The organism is Flavobacterium sp. N1994, assembly GCF_025947145.1.
Lineage (GTDB): Bacteria > Bacteroidota > Bacteroidia > Flavobacteriales > Flavobacteriaceae > Flavobacterium.
The window spans coordinates 894,566-917,639 of the sequence record NZ_CP109999.1; the positions used below are offsets into that span (position 1 = coordinate 894,566).

Sequence of the window (23,074 nt, forward strand, 5' to 3'; positions counted from 1 at the left end):
CCTCTCTAGCCCCGATTGTAGCAAACTACCGTGTAGTGTGGAAAGCGGGAAAATGGCTTCCTAAAATGCCCGAGCCTTTCGCTCCTAATACCCCATAATACTCTGAATGCCACGCAACGGAATCACTGCCCATCGTGGTCTTGAGTTGAGTTCGTAACCCAATTCATAAACTGCTTTTTCTATCAAGCAATATTTAAGTAGAAAATCAATTTCATGGTTGTACCCAATGTTCAGATTCCCGGCTTGTGCTTTCTCTACATAGGTTTCCAAAAAGACCCCAACGAAGTAGTTAAACAATATTTCGGCGGCTTTGAAAAGATGCTCTTGATCATACGGATATTTGTCTTTATTATTGAAAATCGTAGCATATATAGCATAATGAAACGAACGGAACAATCCTGCCACATCTTTTAACGGAGGTTGCTTCACTTTTCTGTCCCGAATGGTGCTTTCTGGTTCGCCTTCAAAATCTAGAATATAAAAATCATCGCCATTCACTAAGACTTGTCCCAAATGATAATCGCCGTGAATTCGGATACGTTCTGATTTCATTTTCGTCCAGTCGAAATCTACAAAATGCTTACGCACTAGCTTCTTGTTTTCCATAAACTGATGCGCCAACTCTAAAGCCAAGCCATCTAACTTATGCAAACTATTTTCTATAATATTTAATCGGTTTTGGAATTGATACAACATTCGGTTTTTTAACCAAACGGTATAATCTCCGTTGTAAGTCGTTGGTGTAAAAGCTGTGTCATGGATATCGCCTCCAAGTGCAATGTGCATTTCTGCAGTACGTTTGGCCAAGGTTTGCAAACGAAGAAACAAACTCAATCCAACCCAATCAATAATCTCAGGTGGAATTTCATTTATTTTTAATCTTTTGAATAAAGGAATATCGGGTAGCTTGTCAATCTTGATTTTCTTGGTTTTCAAATTGCTAAAAACGCCATCCACTTCTTCCAACATGAACTTCCAAGCATCGCCTTGATTAGGCACTAATTCCTGCATTAAACCCAAAGTAATGTTACCTTCTGGTAAAGCTAAATTGATACTTCCTGTATAAGCTGGTGAGCTTTCAAAATGCATTCGCTCCGTTAGGAAACGACTGATTTCATAATCTGGATTGGTACTAACATAAATGCGACGGAAAATCTTAAGAACAAAAGCATCATTATAAATAATGGAAGTATTGCTTTGCTCTAACCCCATGAATTTGGAGGATTTGTATTCCTTATCTTCAAACTTGGCTCCTTTATGGAAAACCAATTTAAATTCTTTGTTTTCTTTGGATTGAACGATGTTTTCAAAAAGCAATTTTCTGAAATCTTCCTGATGCAAAGCGTCTACCAAAAAACCATTCTGTTTGCCCATTTTTACAGGTGCAATGATAGTACTGGTGTCTAATTCTTCCTCTGACATAAAAGCCAAAGGCATAAAGTAATGCTGATAAAAAGCTTCCTTGAAGTTGACTTCCAAAAGCACGCCGTAATAGCTGTTTTTCTTGGAAGTAATTTTAAAATGATCTACTACTTCAATATACTTTAACGTACTTGCTTTTCCGCCATACCAACGTTTATTGATGATGTAATTCTCTAAAATATCCGAGGAGAATACTTTGATAAACTCTTCATCTTCAAAGGCTGATTTCCAGTCAGTTTTGAAAATAAATGGAGTTGAAAAAGTATCTTGATTATCGTTTTCCATGACTATTTCACAATTTTAAATAAATGGAAGGGCAAGGCTGGATTTAATTCGACAAAATTCCATTCTTTATCCCAAATGTAACTGTTTCCAGTAATCAATTCAATCACTTTAATTGGTTGTCCCGGATGAACTCCCAAAGCTTGCAAAGGCAATTGAACCCATGCTTGTTTTGCATAATAAGGATCAATACTGCAAATCATTAACGTTTCATCTAGTTTATCATCATCATATTTGTAATATGCCAAAACTTGATCATTGTCGGTAGCACAAAATTGGATGTTATTGGTTTGTTGCAAGGAAGGTTGCTCGTGTCTAATTTTATTCAATCGAGAAATAACGGTAATCAATTTATTCTGAACTGACCAATCCCAATTATAAAATTCATATTTCTCGGAATTGTGGTATTCTTCTTTTCCAGGCATAGCTTCCGAAATCATATACTCATAAACAGGTCCATAAATTCCAATACTAGAACTTAAAGTCGCAGCCAAAAAGTATTTGTGAAGGTAAACGCTTTCATGTCCGCTTTGCAAAGCATACGGCAATATATCTGGAGTATTCGGCCAAAAGTTAGGTCGGAAGAATTCCTTTTGTTCTGTTTTAGATAATTCTTCCACATATTCAATCAACTCTGCTTTGGTATTTCTCCATGTGAAATAAGTATAGGATTGTGTAAACCCTTGTTTAGCCAACTCATGCATAATTTTAGGTCGAGTAAAAGCTTCCGCCAAAAACAATACATCAGGATGCTTTTTCTTCACTTCGGCAATAAGCCAACCCCAAAAATAAAATGGTTTGGTATGTGGATTATCGACTCTAAATACTCTGATATCACATTCTTCTACCCAAAATAAAGCTACATCCAATAACTCTTTCCAAAGGTTTTTCCAATCACCACTTTCAAAATAAATAGGTTGAATATCTTGGTATTTCTTAGGTGGATTTTCAGCATATTGCACAGTTCCGTCTGGACGCCATTTGAACCATTGTGGAAAATCTTTTACATACGGATGATCTGGAGCAGCTTGTAAAGCATAATCCATAGCGACTTCAATATTTAGTTTTTTTGCTGTTTTAACTAAGGATTTGAAATCGTCAATTGTTCCTAATTCTGGATGCGTCGATTTATGTCCACCATGCTTAGAACCTATTCCCCATGGCGAACCAACATCTCCAGGTTGTGCATTGGTAGCGTTGTTTTTCCCTTTTCGATTCACTTCACCAATAGGATGTATTGGTGGAAAATACAAAGTATCAAATCCCATCGCAGCCACTCTTGGCAACAATTTTTCACAGTCTTTAAAAGTGCCGTGCTTTCCCTTTTCTTGGGATGCCGAGCGAGGAAAAAATTCATACCACGTACTAAATAAAGCTTTTTTTCTATCTACATATACCTTCAATTCTGCAGAAGCATTGGCTAATGTTCGTGTTGGATACTGTTTAAATATATGATGCAATTCTGCTGACAAAGCAATAGCTACTGCCTTATCGTATTGTTTTTCATCTTGAAATGCTTTGATAGCGGAAGTCAAATAGGCTTTCTCCTCTTTACTAACCTCTTTTAGAATAGCTTCACAATATTCAGCCCCTTCTAATAATTCTGATTTTACATATTGATTATCTTCAATTTTTCGTTGGGTTCCGTGTTGCCAATTCAAAGCATAATCCACCCAACCTTCTACAAAATAGGAATAGAATCCTTGTTTGTCTACTTTAAATTCGGCTATCCATTCATCATTCCCTGTTTCAACCATTCTAATCTCTTGCCACTTCTTTTCTTTTTCGTGTTTAAATTTTACACTACAGGCTACGACATCATGACCATCAGAAAAAACATTAGCAGTAACAGTTACTTTTTGACCTACAATTCTTTTGATAAAAAAAGCTCCACCGTCAAGTTGTGGAGAAACATTTTCAATTATTATTCGGGTTTGGTTTTGCATTTTAGTTGTACTTTTAGGAAGTTGTAATTTAGAAAAAAATATAATAAGTTATAAATTGCACTATAATTTTATTGAAATGACAAAAAAAGTCAGCATACCCAATCAATCATTGCAAATTCCTAAAGCAATTACCGTAACCGCTAAATTATTACAAGCAATTTCTAAGAAATTAGCAACGCTTTTTGCTGCAAAACTATTCACAACGCCACTAAAACACAGTATTCCGAAGAGAGAATTACACATGGAACGGGATAGTAAACAACAAAAGCTATGGATCCCCAAAATCAATAAAGAAATAAATGTTTATCACTACGGAGAAGGTAAACACAAAATACTCCTAGTTCACGGTTGGTCAGGACGCGGAACCCAACTAGTGAAAATCGCTGATGAATTACTTCAAAATGGATTTTCAACCATTAGTTTTGATGCACCAGCCCACGGAAAATCAGGCAGTAAAACAACTCTAATGCCCGAATTCATAGCGTCTATTTTAGAGATAGAAAAACAATTTGGTCCGTTCGAATTTGCTGTTGGTCATTCCCTAGGAGGCATGTCTATACTGAACGCCATCAAACAAGGTTTGGAGGTTAAAAAAGCAGTAATCATTGGGAGCGGAGATATTATTCAGGACATTTTAGATTCCTTTGTTTTAAAATTAAAACTAAAACCCGAAATCGCCTACATAATGAAAGCTCATTTTGAAAAGAAATTTGGAGAACCTATGGAAAAGTATTCTGCTAGCTTTGCGGCTCAATCTATAGCAATTCCAGTGCTAGTCATTCATGATGAAAATGATGATGAAATAGCTGTAAAGGCTGCGCATAATATCCATTCTAATTTAAAAAACGGAAGCCTTCTCATCACCGAAAAATTAGGACACAGAAAAATTTTAGGAGACAAAAAAGTAAACGAAAGTATGCTTAACTTTATTTCAAAGTAAAAAACATCATGGAACTATTTAACCAAACCAATCACTGGGCAGAAAAACTGCAACCACTAATTCAAAAATACCAAGGCAAAAAACATCCTCTTGACTATCAAAATACCTATCAACTGATGGTAATGGTGATTTTATCAGCACGTGATTCCGATGCCAACATTAATAAAATAGCTCCACAACTCTTTGAAGCATTTCCAAGTTTGGAATCGTTAACACAGATAAACCTAGAAACTTTACTTCCCTATGTTTCTAAGGTTACCAATTTCAATTCAAAAGCTTCTTGGATATTGGAGATTGCTCAAACTCTTAAAGAAGACAAAAATATTCCACAAACCATGGTCGAATTAACAGCCTTAAAAGGAATCGGAAGAAAATCTGCCAATGTCATTATGCGTGAAACCAATGCGCCAGCCGAAGGAATTATAGCCGATTTACACGTTATAAGAGTAGCACCCAGAATAGGAATCATTCCTGAAACCGCAGATGGTATTAAAGCAGAAAAACTCTTAATGCAGGCGTTACCCAAAGATATATGGAGCGAAATCGGTATGGCAATCTCTTTCCTTGGAAGGGAAACCTGTAGACCATCCAAACCAAAATGCCCCGAATGTCCTCTTCAAAATGACTGTAAATATCCATTAAAGACTATTTAGAAACATGGGCGTGCCCCTTCGGGTCGGGCTGTCCACAGTACACGGTACTCGCTCCCATCCCTCACGCAATAGTCATAAAACAAGACATCCTATTAAACCAAATATCAACTCCCATCAGACGATATTTAACTTACATAAGAAGATATTTAACTTCCATCAAAGGATATTTGACTTCCATCAGAAGATATTTGACTTCCATCAGAGAATATTTAACTTCCATCAGAGAATATTTAACTTCCATCGGAAGATATTTGACTTACATTGGAAGATATTTAACTTACATCGGAAGATATTCGACTTACATCGGAAGATATTTAACCTACATCAGACGATATTTGACTTCTATCGGAAGATATTCAACCTACATCAGAAGATATTCGACTTACGCCGAAAGATATTTAACTTACATCGGAAGATATTCGACTTACATCGGAAGATATTTAACCTACATCAGACGATATTTGACTTCTATCGGAAGATATTCAACCTACATCAGAAGATATTCGACTTACGCCGAAAGATATTTAACTTACATCGAAAGAATATTGGCTCTCCACGTCAGTTCGAGTGATTTCGATGCAATCGGAATTATATCGAGAACCTTTGATAGTAAGAGGAGGACTGCCAGTGGCAGTCAGGTACCCGAACTTCAGTTCGCCAATAACTATAAACAAAAAACCCTATCCAAATAAATGAATAGGGTTTCTAAAAAAAGATTTGAAATTAAAAGGAGGACTGCCAGTGGCAGTCAGGTACGCGAACTTCAGTTCGCCAATAACTTAACTTCTCTGTTCGACTATCTTTAATTAATTTTTTCTAAAAATTTATATAAAACAAAAAACCCCATCCGTTAGGATAGGGTTTCTAAAAAAAGGCAGCGACATACTCTCCCACATAACTGCAGTACCATCTGCGCAGTCGGACTTAACTTCTCTGTTCGAGATGGGAAGAGGTGAGCCCCGACGCAATAACCACCTTAAAAGGTTTTGCAAAGGTGATTGACTTAATCAATCAACATTACACAATATCTTAACATACTGAGATAAAGAAATAACAATTTTCAAGTAACAAAGAGTGCTGCGCCTCTTTCGAGGCGCAAGCGTGTACATAAGCTTACGGGTTATTAGTACTACTCGACTATGACATTACTGCCTTTACATCTATAGCCTATCAACGTGGTCATCTTCCACGACCCTTAAAAGAAATCTCATCTTGTGGTGGGTTTCGCGCTTATATGCTTTCAGCGCTTATCCCTTCCAAACGTAGCTACTCTGCGGTGCTCCTGGCGGAACAACAGATACACCAGAGGTTTGTCCAATTCGGTCCTCTCGTACTAGAATCAGATCCACTCAAATTTCTTGCGCCCACAATAGATAGAGACCGAACTGTCTCACGACGTTCTGAACCCAGCTCGCGTGCCACTTTAATGGGCGAACAGCCCAACCCTTGGGACCTTCTCCAGCCCCAGGATGTGACGAGCCGACATCGAGGTGCCAAACCCCCCCGTCGATATGAGCTCTTGGGGGAGATCAGCCTGTTATCCCCGGCGTACCTTTTATCCTTTGAGCGATGGCCCTTCCATGCGGAACCACCGGATCACTATGCTCTACTTTCGTACCTGATCGACCTGTATGTCTCTCAGTCAAGCTCCCTTATGCCATTGCACTCTACGCACGGTTACCAAGCGTGCTGAGGGAACCTTTAGAAGCCTCCGTTACTCTTTTGGAGGCGACCACCCCAGTCAAACTACCCACCAAGCAATGTCCCCCACATACGCGGGGTTAGACCTCAGATAAGCAAAGGGTGGTATTTCAACAATGACTCCACAACGCCTAGCGACGCCACTTCATAGTCTCCCACCTATCCTACACATCACTTATCCAAGACCAATACTAAGCTATAGTAAAGGTGCACAGGGTCTTTTCGTCCCATTGCGGGTAATCGGCATCTTCACCGATACTACAATTTCACCGAGCTCATGGCTGAGACAGTGTCCAGATCGTTACACCATTCGTGCAGGTCGGAACTTACCCGACAAGGAATTTCGCTACCTTAGGACCGTTATAGTTACGGCCGCCGTTTACTGGGGCTTCAATTCAATGCTTCTCCGAAGATAACATCTCCTCTTAACCTTCCAGCACCGGCAGGTGTCAGGCCCTATACCTCATCTTACGATTTTGCAGAGCCCTGTGTTTTTGATAAACAGTCGCCTGGACCTTTTCACTGCGGCCAGCATTGCTGCTGGCGACCTTTCTCCCGAAGTTACAGGTCTATTTTGCCTAATTCCTTAGCCATGAATCTCTCGAGCACCTTAGGATTCTCTCCTCGACTACCTGTGTCGGTTTACGGTACGGGTACTGTTAATCTAAGTTTAGAGGTTTTTCTTGGAAGCCCTTAGGCGCACTATCACTTTGTCCGAAGACTCCGTGTACTATCGTATTTCCCCAAAAGCCGTGGATTTGCCTGCGGCTCTTATAGGTAGGTACTTTAACGAACTATTCCGTCAGTTCGCGGCGCTTTCATCACTCCGTCACCCCATCACAATTAACAGTAGTACGGGAATATTAACCCGTTGGCCATCGACTGTTCCTTTCGGATTCGCCTTAGGACCCGACTAACCCTCAGCTGATTAGCATAGCTGAGGAAACCTTAGTCTTTCGGTGTGCGGGTTTCTCGCCCGCATTATCGTTACTTATGCCTACATTTTCTTTTCTAACCAGTCCAGCATGCCTTACGACACACCTTCAACCCTGTTAGAATGCTCCCCTACCACTTATACTTACGTATAAATCCATAGCTTCGGTAATATGCTTATGCCCGATTATTATCCATGCTCGTCCGCTCGACTAGTGAGCTGTTACGCACTCTTTAAATGAATGGCTGCTTCCAAGCCAACATCCTAGCTGTCTGGGCAGACAAACCTCGTTTTTTCAACTTAGCATATATTTGGGGACCTTAGCTGATGGTCTGGGTTCTTTCCCTCTCGGACATGGACCTTAGCACCCATGCCCTCACTGCAAGTAAACATTATATAGCATTCGGAGTTTGTCAGGAATTGGTAGGCGGTGAAGCCCCCGCATCCAATCAGTAGCTCTACCTCTATATAACTTTAACACTTGCGCTGCACCTAAATGCATTTCGGGGAGTACGAGCTATTTCCGAGTTTGATTGGCCTTTCACCCCTACCCACAGGTCATCCGAAGACTTTTCAACGTCAACCGGTTCGGACCTCCACTATGTGTTACCACAGCTTCATCCTGCCCATGGGTAGATCACACGGTTTCGCGTCTAACACTACTGACTAAAGCGCCCTATTCAGACTCGCTTTCGCTACGGATCCGGTACTTAATACCTTAACCTTGCCAGCAACGTTAACTCGTAGGCTCATTATGCAAAAGGCACGCCGTCACCCCACGAAAGGGCTCCGACCGCTTGTAAGCGTATGGTTTCAGGATCTATTTCACTCCGTTATTCACGGTTCTTTTCACCTTTCCCTCACGGTACTGGTTCACTATCGGTCTCTCAGGAGTATTTAGCCTTAGCGGATGGTCCCGCCAAATTCAGACAGGGTTTCACGTGCCCCGCCCTACTCAGGATACCACTATCCTTATCTTCTCTTACTTATACGGGACTATCACCCTCTTCGGTTAACCTTTCCAGGTTATTCTAATTCAATCCGCAAGAAATGTCGTGGTCCTACAACCCCAAAATTGCCGTAACAACTTTGGTTTGGGCTAATCCGCGTTCGCTCGCCACTACTTACGGAATCACTTTTGTTTTCTTCTCCTCCGCCTACTTAGATGTTTCAGTTCAGCGGGTTTGCTCTCCTATCGGAGTGACATGTCTTCAACATGCCGGGTTGCCCCATTCAGGTATCTACGGATCAATTCGTGTGTGCCAATCCCCGTAGCTTTTCGCAGCTTATCACGCCTTTCTTCGCCTCTGAGAGCCTAGGCATCCCCCATACGCCCTTATTTTGCTTATTGTACTTTTGCTTCTACACATTACTGCATAGAGAGCGTGTTCTTTCTACTTTGTTATTATTTTCTTATCTCAATATGTCAATGAACTTTTCCGCGTTAGCGGCTGTGGAGAATATCGGAGTCGAACCGATGACCTCCTGCGTGCAAGGCAGGCGCTCTAGCCAGCTGAGCTAATCCCCCGTTCTATTTAGTGGACAGTTAACAGTTTTCAGTTAACAGTACTTCAAACGGTCACTCAACCTCTAAAATTTCCTTAAACAAGCTAAACAAAGTAGTCCCGCCCAGACTCGAACTGGGGACCCCTACATTATCAGTGTAGTACTCTAACCAGCTGAGCTACGAGACTCTGTATTTTGCTTATTATAATATTTGAACTAACAGCGAGAGTAATTGAATTTCTAATTTAAGGTCTAGTCCTTTTTATCGTCTCTAGAAAGGAGGTGTTCCAGCCGCACCTTCCGGTACGGCTACCTTGTTACGACTTAGCCCCAGTTACTAGTTTTACCCTAGGCAGCTCCTTACGGTCACCGACTTCAGGTACCCCCAGCTTCCATGGCTTGACGGGCGGTGTGTACAAGGCCCGGGAACGTATTCACCGGATCATGGCTGATATCCGATTACTAGCGATTCCAGCTTCACGGAGTCGAGTTGCAGACTCCGATCCGAACTGAGAACGGTTTTGTAGATTCGCTCCTGGTCACCCAGTGGCTGCTCTCTGTACCGTCCATTGTAGCACGTGTGTAGCCCAAGGCGTAAGGGCCGTGATGATTTGACGTCATCCCCACCTTCCTCACAGTTTACACTGGCAGTCTTGTTAGAGTTCCCGACTTGACTCGCTGGCAACTAACAACAGGGGTTGCGCTCGTTATAGGACTTAACCTGACACCTCACGGCACGAGCTGACGACAACCATGCAGCACCTTGTAAATTGTCTTGCGAAAGATCTGTTTCCAAACCGGTCAATCTACATTTAAGCCTTGGTAAGGTTCCTCGCGTATCATCGAATTAAACCACATGCTCCACCGCTTGTGCGGGCCCCGTCAATTCCTTTGAGTTTCATTCTTGCGAACGTACTCCCCAGGTGGGATACTTATCACTTTCGCTTAGCCACTCAGATTGCTCCGAACAGCTAGTATCCATCGTTTACGGCGTGGACTACCAGGGTATCTAATCCTGTTCGCTCCCACGCTTTCGTCCATCAGCGTCAATCCATTAGTAGTAACCTGCCTTCGCAATTGGTATTCCATGTAATATCTAAGCATTTCACCGCTACACTACATATTCTAGTTACTTCCTAATAATTCAAGTCTGACAGTATCAATGGCCGTTCCATCGTTGAGCGATGGGCTTTCACCACTGACTTATCAAACCGCCTACGGACCCTTTAAACCCAATGATTCCGGATAACGCTTGGATCCTCCGTATTACCGCGGCTGCTGGCACGGAGTTAGCCGATCCTTATTCTTACGGTACCGTCAAGCTCCTACACGTAGGAGTGTTTCTTCCCGTACAAAAGCAGTTTACACACCATAGATGCGTCTTCCTGCACGCGGCATGGCTGGATCAGGCTTGCGCCCATTGTCCAATATTCCTCACTGCTGCCTCCCGTAGGAGTCTGGTCCGTGTCTCAGTACCAGTGTGGGGGATCTCCCTCTCAGGACCCCTACCTATCGTAGCCATGGTAAGCCGTTACCTTACCATCTAGCTAATAGGACGCATGCCCATCTTTTACCGTTGGAACTTTAGTAATCAAGTGATGCCACTTAAATACACCATGGGGCATTAATCCAAATTTCTCTGGGCTATTCCCCTGTAAAAGGTAGGTTGCATACGCGTTACGCACCCGTGCGCCGGTCTCTAGTATTGCTACTATACCCCTCGACTTGCATGTGTTAGGCCTGCCGCTAGCGTTCATCCTGAGCCAGGATCAAACTCTTCATCGTATATTGTTATGCTGATATCGCTATCTGCATCGTAATGTAGACAAAGGCTAGGCTTTTTCAAATCTTGCGATTCTCTTACTCTCTTTATTTGTTTCGAAATCTCTTTCGAAACGGCTGTCAATTCAATATGTCTATGAACGTGTTCTTCTTTTTTAATACCGCTTTCATTCTCAAAGCGGGTGCAAAAGTAATTATTCTTTTCTAACTAACAAGGCTTTTTAAAATTATTTTTGAATTATTTTAATTCCTCGTTTTTTCAGTCTTCAATGAACTTTTCCTCTCTTGCGGGGTGCAAATATAAGAACTCTATTTCTTTCAATCCAAATAAAATTTGCCCTTTTTTCCATCTTTTTTTAAGATGTTGATAACTTGTGTTTTACAATTACCATTCGTCGAGTACTACTAAAAACTACTTCCTGATGAAAACCAAAAGTCATCACTAGCCCCGATAGTAGTGGCATCCTTTTTCCTTTTTTAAAGGAAAAAGATAGAACGGATAGCGGGACGACACGTTCCTGATGACCACAGACGCTCTGCTCCTAATAAATACATTAATATAATATACTACTAGTGTTGTATGTGTTTTGGTAATCTTATATATTTGCAGTCCATAAAATATTAGGAATGATAAAGATTACACTACCTGACGGTTCGGTTAAGGAGTTTGCGAAAGGCACAACTCCCATGGATGTTGCAAAAAGCATCAGTGAAGGATTAGCGCGAAATGTGATTTCGGCTGTTTTTAATGGTACAACAGTTGAAACGGAAACGGAATTAACCACCGATGGTTCTCTTATATTATATACGTGGAATGACAAAGAAGGAAAGAAAGCTTTTTGGCATTCGACCTCACACGTAATGGCTCAGGTTTTAGAAGAGCAATTTCCAGGAATCAAGTTAACACTTGGTCCTGCCATTGATAATGGATTTTATTATGATGTGGATTTTGGTGATCAAAAAATTACTGATGCGGACTTTAAGAGAATTGAAGACCGCGTTTTAGAAGTTTCGAGAGAGAAACATGAATTTAAAATGCGTCCGGTTTCAAAAGCAGAAGCCTTAGCTATTTATAAAGATAACGAATATAAAACCGAATTGATTTCGAATTTAGAAGACGGAACGATTACGTTTTGTGATCATGCTAATTTCTTTGATTTGTGTCGTGGTGGCCATATTCCGAATACTGGAATTATCAAAGCCATGAAAATCATGAGTGTGGCAGGAGCTTATTGGAGAGGTGATGAAAAGAATAAGCAATTGACAAGAGTTTATGGAGTTTCCTTCCCTAAGCAAAAAGATTTGACCGATTACTTAGAATTATTGGAAGAAGCGAAACGTCGTGATCATAGAAAACTTGGGAAAGAATTGGAATTATTCGCTTTCTCTCAAAAAGTGGGTCAAGGTCTACCATTATGGTTACCTAAAGGAGCTGCCTTAAGAGATAGATTAGAGCAGTTCTTAAAAAGGGCTCAGAAAAAAGCAGGATACGAACAAGTAGTTACTCCACATATTGGACAAAAAGAATTGTATGTTACATCAGGTCACTATGCTAAATATGGTGCTGATAGTTTTCAACCGATTCATACTCCTGCAGAAGGTGAAGAGTTTTTGTTAAAACCTATGAACTGTCCACATCACTGTGAGATATACAATAACAAGCCTTGGTCTTATAAAGATTTGCCAAAGCGTTATGCTGAATTTGGAACCGTTTACCGTTATGAGCAATCAGGAGAGTTGCATGGTTTGACACGCGTTCGTGGATTTACTCAGGATGATGCCCATATTTTTTGCACACCAGATCAATTAGATTCTGAGTTTAAAAAAGTAATTGACTTGGTACTGTATGTTTTTGGCTCATTAGGATTTGAAAACTTTACAGCTCAAGTTTCGTTGAGAGATCAAGAGAATAGAGATAAATATATTGGCAGCGACGAAAACTGGGAAAAAGCAGAAAGTGCTATCATTAGTGCTGCAAAAGACAAAGGGTTGAATTACGTTATTGAATATGGTGAAGCTGCTTTCTATGGCCCGAAATTGGATTTCATGGTAAAAGATGCTTTGGGAAGACAATGGCAATTGGGAACCATTCAGGTAGATTATAACCTTCCAGAGCGTTTCGAATTAACTTACAAAGGAGCGGATGACAAATTACATCGCCCTGTGATGATTCACCGTGCACCTTTTGGTTCGATGGAGCGTTTTATCGCTATTTTACTGGAACATACGGCTGGAAATTTCCCATTATGGTTGATGCCAGAGCAAGCTATAATATTGTCTTTGAGCGAGAAATATGAAAATTATGCGAAAAAAGTTTTAGAATTGCTAGAAAATCACGAAATTCGCGCCCTAATTGACAACCGCAACGAGACGATTGGAAAGAAAATCAGAGAAGCTGAAGTTCAGAAAATGCCGTTTATGCTGATAGTTGGAGAGGAAGAAGAGAAAAACGGAACCATATCTGTTCGTCGTCACGGTCAAGAAGGAAAAGGGAATATTACGGTTACAATTGAAGAATTTGCAAGAATTGTAAACGAAGAAATTGCCAAAACATTAAAAACATTTGAAGTTTAACTAAAATAATAAAGCCATAGCAATTAGAAACAACAGAGGATATCAACCTCGAGTAGAAAAAACAGCAGCACATAGAATTAATGATTTAATTCGTGGTGTTTCTGAAGTCCGTTTAGTAGGAGAAAACATTGAGCCAGGAGTATTTAAATTCTCTGAAGCTTTGCGTTTAGCTGAAGAGCAAGAAGTAGATTTGGTAGAAATTTCTCCCAATGCCGTTCCTCCTGTATGCAAATTGATGGATTATGGGAAGTTTATTTATGAACAAAAGAAAAGAGATAAACAACTAAAAGCAAAATCTACACAAATTGTTGTAAAAGAGATTCGTTTTGGTCCACAGACAGATGAGCACGATTATGAATTTAAAAGAAAGAATGCTGAAAAGTTCCTTAAAGAAGGTGCCAAATTAAAAGCATTTGTATTTTTTAAGGGTCGTTCCATCATCTATAAAGAACAAGGTCAAATCTTATTGTTGCGTTTGGCACAAGATTTAGAAGAATACGGAAAAGTCGAAGCGATGCCGGTTCTAGAAGGAAAGAGAATGATTATGTTCATTGCTCCAAAAAAGAAAAGTAAGTAAGTTAAATTAAATAAACTAGGAAAAAATGCCTAAAATGAAAACAAAATCCAGTGCTAAGAAGCGATTCAAAGTAACTGGCTCTGGAAAAATCAAGAGAAAACACGCTTTTAAAAGTCATATCTTGACTAAAAAATCTAAAAAGCGTAAATTGGCTTTGACACACTCTGCTTTGGTTCACAAAACAGATGAGAAAAGTATCAAACAACAATTAAGAATTATCTAATTCATCATCATTTGATAATAAATTAGAATTCTTTAGGTTACAAATTATTTAATAACCTTGGAGTATGGCCAATAAAGTTCCCTTGATTAAATTCGGGACGCCTGCTACAAAAAAACAGAAAAATTATGCCAAGATCAGTAAATTCAGTTGCTAAAAGAGCAAGAAGAAAAAAGATAATGAAGCAAGCCAAAGGTTTCTTTGGTCGTCGTAAAAACGTTTGGACGGTTGCTAAAAATGCGGTGGAGAAAGCTATGTGCTATGCTTACCGCGATAGAAAAGTGAACAAAAGAAATTTCCGTGCTTTATGGATTCAACGTATCAACGCTGGAGCTCGTCTAGAAGGAATGTCTTATTCACAGTTTATGGGTAAAGTAAAAGCTAACGGTATCGAATTGAACCGTAAAGTTCTTGCGGATTTAGCAATGAATCACCCAGAAGCTTTCAAAGCAGTACTTAAAAAAGTAAAATAAACGTTTGTACAACCTTATTTAACTTACTTATAATAAAAAAATCCCGTCGAAAGATTGGGATTTTTTTTATTTAATACCGTGCAAATTCTAGAATTCTAAGCACAATTGTTCGCAAATTATTAGAAATAGCAAAAATCAACAATGGCTAGTGTATTGAGAGTGAACTCGTTTTATAAATATTTGTTTTATTCGTTAAAAAAAGAAATAAAATAGTTGTAAATTATAGAATGAACTGTTACATTTGCAACCGCTTAAAGAGAAAAGTTCTTATTTTTATATATTGAATTTGGAGAGATGCCAGAGTGGTTAATGGAGCAGTTTGCTAAACTGTCGACGGGTGACTGTCGCCAGGGTTCGAATCCCTGTCTCTCCGCATTCGGGGTGTAGCGTAGCCCGGTTATCGCGCCTGCTTTGGGAGCAGGAGGCCGCAGGTTCGAATCCTGCCACCCCGACTTTTTAGTAGTTTTTATGCAAAAACTATTTAAGGGTTCCATAGCTCAGCTGGATAGAGCAACGCACTTCTAATGCGTAGGTCGAAGGTTCGAATCCTTCTGGGATCACATAAAGCCATCTTGTTATAGTAACTTGATGGTTTTTTTATTTCAGGTAATGAATTCCCTTCCCCTATCATATTCTATTTCAAAACTTTTTAAGTTAAATATTATAAGGCTTTCAATTCCATAATTTGCAATAAAAGTTTAGTTTTGCAGTACAAACAACAAACCCTTCATCATGAGTAAAAAAGTAGTTATCGTTTCAGCAGTTAGAACCCCTATTGGAAGTTTTATGGGATCATTATCCACTGTTACTGCTACCCAATTAGGTGCCGTTGCCATCAAAGGTGCCTTAGATAAAATTAATTTAGACCCCAACTTAGTAGACGAAGTTTTAATGGGTAATGTAGTTCAGGCTGGCGTAGGACAAGCTCCTGCTCGTCAAGCGGCTCGTTTTGCTGGTTTACCTGATACTATCCCCTGCACTACCATTAACAAAGTGTGTGCTTCTGGAATGAAAGCTGTGATGCAAGGTGCTCAAGCTATCATGGTAGGAGATGCTGATATCGTTGTGGCGGGCGGAATGGAAAACATGAGTTTGATTCCCCATTACGTTCATTTGAGAAATGGCGTTAAATTTGGTCCAACCTCTATGATCGACGGAATGCAGAAAGACGGATTGACAGATGCGTATGATAACAATGCAATGGGAGTTTGTGCCGATATGTGTGCTGCCGAATATAAAATATCAAGAGAAGAGCAAGATGCTTTCGCTATTCAATCGTATGAGCGTTCTGCTAAGGCTTGGGAAGCTGGGAAATTCAATAATGAAGTAGTTCCTGTTTCTATTCCTCAACGTCGTGGAGAACCGATTGTTTTTGCTAAAGACGAAGAATTCACTAATGTGAAATTAGATAAAATACCATCCCTAAATGCTGTCTTTACCAAAGAAGGAACTGTTACAGCAGCCAATGCTTCTACTATTAATGATGGAGCAGCTGCTTTAGTTTTAATGAGTGAAGAAAAAGCACAATCCTTAGGTTTAAAACCATTAGCTTATATCAAATCATACGCTGATGCAGAACAAGAGCCAAAATGGTTTACCACCTCTCCTGCTAAAGCCTTACCAAAGGCATTAGACAAAGTAGGTTTAGCTGTTTCAGATGTTGATTATTTCGAATTCAATGAAGCTTTTGCTGTAGTAGGTTTAGCCAATGCTAAAATTCTTGGTTTGGCTAATGATAAAGTAAATGTAAATGGTGGAGCGGTATCTTTAGGACATCCTCTAGGGTGCTCTGGAGCTAGAATCATAGTAACTCTAATCAATGTCTTAGAACAAAATAACGCCAAAATTGGTGCAGCAGCTATCTGTAATGGTGGTGGTGGCGCCTCTGCTATTGTTATTGAAAGAGCTTAAATAATTAAAATTGATAATTAACAATTATCAATTATCCATTATCAATTATATCTGAATGTTTGCCATTTGTAATCTTGCTATAATTCCGTTACGAGCCGAACCTAGTGACCGAAGCGAAATCGTTTCGCAAGTTTTGTTTGGTGAGCATTTTGAAATTACCGAGACCCAAAATCAATGGTCCAAAATCAAATTGCAGTATGATGATTATGAAGGTTGGGTCGATTCAAAACAGTACCAAGTTATATCTGAAAAGAATTTCAAAGACTTATCTAAAGATGCTATCATCCTTAACTCCGATTTGGTAGACTATGTAACCAATGCCAAAAACATCTTGTTACCTATTCCACTAGGCGCTTCCCTTTCTTTTTTAAATCATAGCGAAATTAACAGGGAAGGTTTCGAATTTGAAGGCATGAGAGCCAGTGGTGTGAAAGCAAAATCAGAGTTGATTGCTACTGCTTATTTGTATTTGAATGCGCCTTACTTGTGGGGTGGCAAAACGCCTTTTGGAGTGGATTGCTCAGGCTTTACGCAAATGGTTTATAAACTGAATGGCTATAAATTATTACGAGATGCTTCTCAACAATCAACACAAGGCGATGCTTTGAGTTTTATTGAGGAAAGTGAACCAGGAGATTTGGCTTTCTTTGACAATGAAGAAGGAAGGATCATCCATGTGGGCATCATTATGGAAAACAATTATATCATTCACGCCAGTGGTAAAGTTAGAATTGATAGATTAGACCACTTAGGAATATACAATGCTGAACAAAACAGACACACACACCGTTTGCGTGTCATCAAAAAAATCATTTAAACCGAAACATTAGTTTCGGTTTTTTTTATTTATTTTAGATTTCTAAAACTTCCCAAATGAAAAATTCAGCTAAAATACTTTTATCATTTTTAGTGATTACTGCCTCAAGTTGTCTTAAAAAAAATGATGAACCATCAACCGATGATTCTAGATACCAACCCAAAGAATATGTAGAATTGAAGCACCCGGAATGGGCTAAAAATGCTACCATTTACGAAGCCAACATTCGTCAATTCACGCCCGAAGGAACATTCAAAGCCTTTGAATCGCATTTACCAAGAATCAAAGCTATGGGTATTGATATCATCTGGCTAATGCCAATAAACCCTATTGGAGTAGAGAAAAGAAAAGGGACTTTAGGCAGCGAGTATTCAGTGAAAGATTATTATGGAGTTAATCCAGAGTTTGGCACTAAAGCCGATTTTAAACATTTGGTGGATAAAATTCACAGTATGGGAATGCATATAATTGTGGATTGGGTAGCAAATCATTCGGCATGGGATAATCCCTTAGCCAAAGAACATCCCGACTGGTATACTAAAACAGATGAGGGCAATTTTCAACCTACTCCATGGTATGATTGGGATGATGTAATTGATTTTGATTATGAACAACCTGGGATTAGAAAATACATGACCGAAGCTTTAGTGTATTGGGTGAAAGATTTTGATATTGATGGGTATCGTTGTGATACGGCTGGTTTTCTTCCCACTGATTTTTGGGACAATGCTAGAGCTGAAATGGATGCTGTAAAACCCGTTTTTATGTTGGCCGAATGGGAATCTCGTGACTTACACAAAAAAGCTTTTGACATGACGTATTCTTGGACTTTCTTTGATAAAATGACTGCAGTTACTCGCGATAAAAAAAGCATGGGAGGTCTAGTAGAATATATGGCGCATGATGTGAGTACGTTCCCGCGTGATGGATACCGCATGCTGTTTACTGACAATCATGATATGAATTCTTGGAACCACAATATGTTTTTTAATTTTGGTGACGGATTAGAAGCTTCAATGGTTTTGTGTGGCACTGTTAACGGAATGCCATTGGTTTATGGCGGACAAGAAGCTGGACTTAGCAAATCACTAAAGTTTTTCGACAAAGATTTAATCGATTGGAGTAAGATGCCTTATGAAGGTTTGTTCAAAAAACTCTTCGATTTAAAACATAGCAATCATGCTTTATGGAACGGTAAAGAAGGTGGTGTAATGGTTCGGATTTTTAACGACAAACAAGACCAAGTGATTTCGTTTTCAAGAACTAAGGATAAGGATAGAGTAATTACAATAGTTAATTACAGCGACAAGCCAACCTCCGTAAAACTCAATTCAAAATTCCAAAAAGGAGATTATACGGAATGGTTTACTGGAGTAAAAACAACACTCAAAGGTGATGATGTTTTAGAACTCAAGCCTTGGCAGTATATGGTTTTAGTAAAATAAGACTAAATACTTTTTAGCGTTTCGACAAAATAATCAATTTCTTTTTTTGTGTTGTAATGACTAAAAGAGATACGTAAACTTGGTTTGGCTAATTCTTCAACCGTGAGCATTTCGGCTAAAACATGAGAAGGTTTTATGCTTCCGCTTTGACAAGCGCTTCCACGAGAAACTGCAATTCCTTTCATATCCAAATTAAATAAAATCATAGCTGTTTTTTCAGAAGAAAAAGGCAGTATAACATTTAGAATATTATAAAAAGTATTCGAACCGTTTACTTTAATTTCAGGGAAAGCATTTCGCAATTGTTTTAAACAATACTCCTTTAAGTCTCCGATGATAATGGTTTCAGCAGCTAAATAGTCATGCGATAACTCCAAGGCTTTTGCCATACCAGCAATCTGATGCACGGATTCGGTTCCCGCTCTCCAGCCTTTTTCTTGCTCTCCTCCAAAAATCATAGGTTGCAATACTAAACTTTTGCGAACAAAAGCAAACCCAATGCCTTTTGGCCCATGAAATTTATGAGCACTAGCTACTATAAAATCGATAGGCAATTGTTGCAAATCCAATTCCGTTTTACCAATAGATTGTACTGTATCACAATGAAATAAGGCTTTGTTTTGATGACACATCTCTCCTATCCTCTTGATATCGTTAACAACACCAGTCTCATTATTCACATGCATCAGGGACACTAATGTTTTTGTTTCATCAGAAAGCAATGAAGTTAATTTATTGTAATCTAAAACCCCTTCGTGATTGACACTCAAATACTCCACTTGAATTCCATACTCTTGTTGCAAAGCCAAAATGGTATAGAGTGTAGCATGATGTTCCACCTTGGAAGTAATGATTCTTTTTATACCAAAATCTCTGACTGCACTTCTTACTATCCAATTGGTGGCTTCAGTAGCGTTTGAAGTAAAAACTATTTCGGAAGCATTGCAATGCAAATATTTGGCAATCGTTTTTCTAGAAGTTTCTATAACTGCTTTCGAACTTCTACCAATGCTATGTGTAGAAGAAGGATTTCCATATTCCGTTTGCATCACTCTAACCATTTCATCAATAACTTCTTGACGAATGGGAGTAGTGGCTGCGTTATCGAAGTAAATTTTTTGCATGGTGCAAATATAAAAAGGAGTGTTCTTAATTAAATGATAAAAGGGAAAATTAATAGTATAAAAAACTTATTTTTGCTTAAAATTTATACAAAACCAATGAAAAGAATTTCAAGTATCCTGATCTTACTTTTATTAATTACCGCTTGTGATGATGGTAGATTAACTGTTGATACCATAGATTTTTCTGATGTTCCCGCTCAAAAATGCAGTGACAAAGATTTGATTTATAAGATTAAAGACAATATAATGCTCTTTATTGAAATTCCAGGTACTACCTTTATAGAAGACCAAACTCTTGACGGTGTACCTATCGAAGTGCCTATTTCAGGTACAGTAAAAGTAACTTATAGAAAATATGCTAGTACTGTTTCGGCAAATAATATTTGTGGTGCGGCTCCAGATGTAACACCTAACTTGGTAGAACAATGGACAGCCACTTCTGGAATCATACAAATCACGTCTACGGCTATTAAAACCACAAACGCAAGTAATAATTCAACCAAAATTACTGGATACACTTACAATATAAATTTTAAAAATATAACGTTTCAAAAACCTAATGGTAGTCAGCAATATGACAATTTCCCCTTTGGGAATTATACAAAACCAATAGCAAATTCTTTGACCTTTGGATTTAATCAACAAGTCGACAAAAGCACCTGTAGCGGCAGCGATAAAATTTATGATTTTAGCGGTGGAGAAGTTTTCACATTAGATGTTGCTGATTTTCCAACATTATTTGCTAATGAACCAACTACAACACCGAGAACTGTTCTGATTAATGCAACTAATAAATTATCTTATCGATTATATTCTGGTGTAATAACTAATGATTATTTCTGTGCTACAACAATACCTGCAACTCCAACACTAATACAACAATGGAATGCAGTAGATGGAATTGAAGCCACCAGCGGAATAATTGAAGTAACTACAACCACTTTAGGTGCTGGTTTTCAACATACTATTAATTTGAAAAAAGTCACCTTGAAAAAAGGAAACAGCGATTTTTATTTAGGCGATAATTATCCTTTTGGAACATTAATTACTAATCCATAAATAGAACTAATAAATGCCAATCGACAGTATTAGCTATCAAAAATCAGGTTATTTCACTAAACTAATTGTAGATTATTTAGAGGAAAAGCCAGAATTGAAGTCCCTTTACAATCGGTTTCCTAAACTTGAGAATTTTAAAAATCAAATTGACGAAAAGGCAGTAAATTATGTGCAAGAAAGTAGAAAAGTTTTAGTTGAAGCTTTAAAAAATCAATATCAAAAATTTGAAATTTCAACGAATACAATAGAAAACATTTCTCTTTTATCTGATGCTAAAACTTTTACGGTAACTACTGGTCATCAGTTAAACTTATTTACTGGTCCACTATATTTTTTATATAAAATTGTTTCTACTATAAATCTTTGCAAAGAATTAAAACAAAAATATCCTAACTATAACTTTGTTCCCATTTATTGGATGGCAACAGAAGATCATGATTTTGAAGAAATCAATTATTTTCAGTTTAAAAAAACCAAAATAAAATGGAATACCACAAGTAATGGCTCTGTTGGAAGGCTCTCTACTGTTGGATTGGAAGAGGTATTAGCTGTTTTTGGTGACCTACTGGGTATCGGGCAAAATGCCAACTATTTAAAACAACTTTTCGAAAACAGTTATTTAAAACACAATAATCTTGCTGATGCTACAAGGTTTTTGGCTAATGAATTATTTGGAGACAAAGGATTAGTTATTCTTGATGGTGATGATAGATCTTTAAAACAATTATTCATTCCTTTTGTAAAAGAAGAGTTGCTAAACAAAACATCATTTAAAAAGGTTACAGATACGAATTCGATTCTCAAAAAAGACTATGAAATTCAAGTAAACCCGAGGGAAATTAATCTGTTTTACATCGAAAATAAGCTTCGGGAACGAATAGTTTTTGAAGACAATCTGTTTAAAGTAAACAATACCAAACTGAGTTTTTCTGAAAAAGAAATTTTAGCATTACTGCAAAGCCATCCTGAAAAGTTTAGCCCTAATGTTATTTTAAGACCTTTATATCAAGAGGTTATCTTGCCCAATTTATGCTATATTGGAGGTGGTGGTGAAATCAGTTATTGGTTGCAATTACTCTCCAATTTTCAAGTAAACAAGATTACTTTTCCAATACTTTTAATTCGAAATTCCGTATTATTAGCTACTGAAAAGCAAGTTCAAAAAGCCGATAAATTAAACCTAACTTGGTCTGATTTATTTTCTAATCAACAAGAATTATTCAATACTAAAACTCAGGAGTTTTCTAGGTTTAAAATAGATTTTTCAGAGCAAAAAGAGCATTTGAAGCAACAATTTCAAAAGCTAATTGAGATTGCTAATCAAACTGACAAATCATTTTTAGGTGCTGTAAAAGCACAGGAAATAAAACAAACAAAAGGTTTGGAAAACTTAGAAAAACGATTACTAAAAGCGGAAAAAAGAGTACATGCTGAAAAGTTAGAACGCATTATACTTTTACAAAACGAACTTTTTCCTAACCATGGATTACAAGAGAGAAAACTAAATTTTTCGGAGTTTTATTTAGATGTAAATCAAAAGTTAATAGAAAAATTGATCCATGAACTCAACCCCTTGGAATCTAATTTTAGCATAATAACTCTTTAATTACTAGAAGTTTTCAACACGAAAACGTTTTCGATTCACTTGCATTTTTCATTATGCTCATTTTGGTTTACATTTAGATACACTAATTATAAATCAAACTTC

Annotated in this window: 15 protein-coding genes, 5 tRNA genes and 3 rRNA genes; 15 read left to right on the plus strand and 8 right to left on the minus strand. The window is 38.3% G+C overall.

The window, feature by feature from the left end:
• Positions 1-84 precede the first annotated feature (84 nt).
• Together OLM53_RS04135 and OLM53_RS04140 are read right to left on the minus strand one after the other, a co-directional pair.
• The gene (locus OLM53_RS04135; RefSeq protein WP_264521795.1) at positions 85-1,707 is read right to left on the minus strand and encodes a maltokinase N-terminal cap-like domain-containing protein; all 1,623 of its coding nucleotides are present in this window, start codon (positions 1,705-1,707) and stop codon (positions 85-87) included.
• 2 nt (positions 1,708-1,709) lie between these two features.
• A complete protein-coding gene (locus tag OLM53_RS04140; RefSeq protein ID WP_264521796.1) occupies positions 1,710-3,650 on the minus strand; it encodes an alpha-1,4-glucan--maltose-1-phosphate maltosyltransferase in 1,941 nt (646 codons plus the stop codon).
• A 76-nt stretch (positions 3,651-3,726) separates the two neighbouring features.
• On the opposite strand from OLM53_RS04140, the gene OLM53_RS04145 reads away from it, so the two are divergent.
• From OLM53_RS04145 to OLM53_RS04155, 3 genes are all read left to right on the plus strand, one after another.
• Positions 3,727-4,590, plus strand: a complete 864-nt coding sequence (locus tag OLM53_RS04145; RefSeq protein WP_264521797.1) for an alpha/beta fold hydrolase — start codon at positions 3,727-3,729, stop codon at positions 4,588-4,590.
• A gap of 8 nt (positions 4,591-4,598) precedes the next feature.
• Positions 4,599-5,243: an endonuclease III domain-containing protein gene (locus tag OLM53_RS04150; RefSeq protein WP_264521798.1), complete on the plus strand. Its 645-nt coding sequence runs from the start codon at positions 4,599-4,601 to the stop codon at positions 5,241-5,243.
• Positions 5,244-5,410: 167 nt separating this feature from the next.
• Complete coding sequence (locus OLM53_RS04155; RefSeq protein WP_264521799.1) at positions 5,411-5,935, plus strand: hypothetical protein; 525 nt, start codon at positions 5,411-5,413, stop codon at positions 5,933-5,935.
• Between the two features lie 177 nt (positions 5,936-6,112).
• On the opposite strand, the gene rrf is transcribed toward OLM53_RS04155, so the two are convergent.
• From rrf to OLM53_RS04180, 5 genes are all read right to left on the minus strand, one after another.
• A 5S ribosomal RNA gene (rrf, locus tag OLM53_RS04160) occupies positions 6,113-6,222 on the minus strand.
• Positions 6,223-6,346: 124 nt separating this feature from the next.
• Positions 6,347-9,229, minus strand: a 23S ribosomal RNA gene (locus OLM53_RS04165).
• Between the two features lie 103 nt (positions 9,230-9,332).
• A tRNA-Ala gene (locus tag OLM53_RS04170) sits at positions 9,333-9,406 on the minus strand.
• 92 nt (positions 9,407-9,498) lie between these two features.
• Positions 9,499-9,572, minus strand: a tRNA-Ile gene (locus OLM53_RS04175).
• Between the two features lie 87 nt (positions 9,573-9,659).
• Positions 9,660-11,169, minus strand: a 16S ribosomal RNA gene (locus OLM53_RS04180).
• The 16S, 23S and 5S rRNA genes sit together here with 2 tRNA genes alongside, the layout of an rRNA operon.
• 624 nt (positions 11,170-11,793) lie before the next feature.
• Here OLM53_RS04180 and thrS point away from each other — a divergent pair.
• The 10 genes from thrS (at position 11,794) to OLM53_RS04230 (ending at position 19,183) form a co-directional block, all read left to right on the plus strand.
• Positions 11,794-13,740, plus strand: coding sequence for a threonine--tRNA ligase (gene thrS, locus OLM53_RS04185; protein WP_264521800.1), 1,947 nt, complete (start codon positions 11,794-11,796; stop codon positions 13,738-13,740).
• A gap of 76 nt (positions 13,741-13,816) precedes the next feature.
• Positions 13,817-14,317: a translation initiation factor IF-3 gene (gene infC, locus OLM53_RS04190; RefSeq protein ID WP_264522416.1), complete on the plus strand. Its 501-nt coding sequence runs from the start codon at positions 13,817-13,819 to the stop codon at positions 14,315-14,317.
• A 25-nt stretch (positions 14,318-14,342) separates the two neighbouring features.
• On the plus strand, positions 14,343-14,540 hold the full coding sequence (gene rpmI / locus OLM53_RS04195; RefSeq protein WP_011921545.1) for a 50S ribosomal protein L35: 198 nt from the start codon (positions 14,343-14,345) through the stop codon (positions 14,538-14,540).
• Between the two features lie 125 nt (positions 14,541-14,665).
• Complete coding sequence (gene rplT, locus OLM53_RS04200) at positions 14,666-15,010, plus strand: 50S ribosomal protein L20 (protein ID WP_126745177.1); 345 nt, start codon at positions 14,666-14,668, stop codon at positions 15,008-15,010.
• Positions 15,011-15,298: 288 nt separating this feature from the next.
• Positions 15,299-15,383, plus strand: a tRNA-Ser gene (locus OLM53_RS04205).
• Positions 15,384-15,387: 4 nt separating this feature from the next.
• Positions 15,388-15,462 (plus strand) — tRNA-Pro (locus tag OLM53_RS04210).
• A gap of 34 nt (positions 15,463-15,496) precedes the next feature.
• Positions 15,497-15,570 (plus strand) — tRNA-Arg (locus tag OLM53_RS04215).
• Between the two features lie 172 nt (positions 15,571-15,742).
• Complete coding sequence (locus tag OLM53_RS04220; protein ID WP_264521801.1) at positions 15,743-16,921, plus strand: acetyl-CoA C-acyltransferase; 1,179 nt, start codon at positions 15,743-15,745, stop codon at positions 16,919-16,921.
• 55 nt (positions 16,922-16,976) lie between these two features.
• Positions 16,977-17,738, plus strand: coding sequence for a C40 family peptidase (locus OLM53_RS04225; RefSeq protein WP_264521802.1), 762 nt, complete (start codon positions 16,977-16,979; stop codon positions 17,736-17,738).
• A gap of 56 nt (positions 17,739-17,794) precedes the next feature.
• The gene (locus tag OLM53_RS04230) at positions 17,795-19,183 is read left to right on the plus strand and encodes an alpha-amylase family glycosyl hydrolase (RefSeq protein ID WP_264521803.1); all 1,389 of its coding nucleotides are present in this window, start codon (positions 17,795-17,797) and stop codon (positions 19,181-19,183) included.
• Positions 19,184-19,185: 2 nt separating this feature from the next.
• Here OLM53_RS04230 and OLM53_RS04235 read toward each other — a convergent pair whose 3' ends face one another.
• Complete coding sequence (locus tag OLM53_RS04235) at positions 19,186-20,307, minus strand: cysteine desulfurase family protein (protein ID WP_264521804.1); 1,122 nt, start codon at positions 20,305-20,307, stop codon at positions 19,186-19,188.
• A gap of 96 nt (positions 20,308-20,403) precedes the next feature.
• On the opposite strand from OLM53_RS04235, the gene OLM53_RS04240 reads away from it, so the two are divergent.
• Complete coding sequence (locus tag OLM53_RS04240; RefSeq protein WP_264521805.1) at positions 20,404-21,366, plus strand: hypothetical protein; 963 nt, start codon at positions 20,404-20,406, stop codon at positions 21,364-21,366.
• 13 nt (positions 21,367-21,379) lie between these two features.
• Positions 21,380-22,972 carry a bacillithiol biosynthesis cysteine-adding enzyme BshC gene (gene bshC, locus OLM53_RS04245; RefSeq protein ID WP_264521806.1) on the plus strand — a complete coding sequence of 531 codons (1,593 nt, stop codon included), beginning with the start codon at positions 21,380-21,382 and terminating at the stop codon, positions 22,970-22,972.
• Positions 22,973-23,074 lie beyond the last annotated feature (102 nt).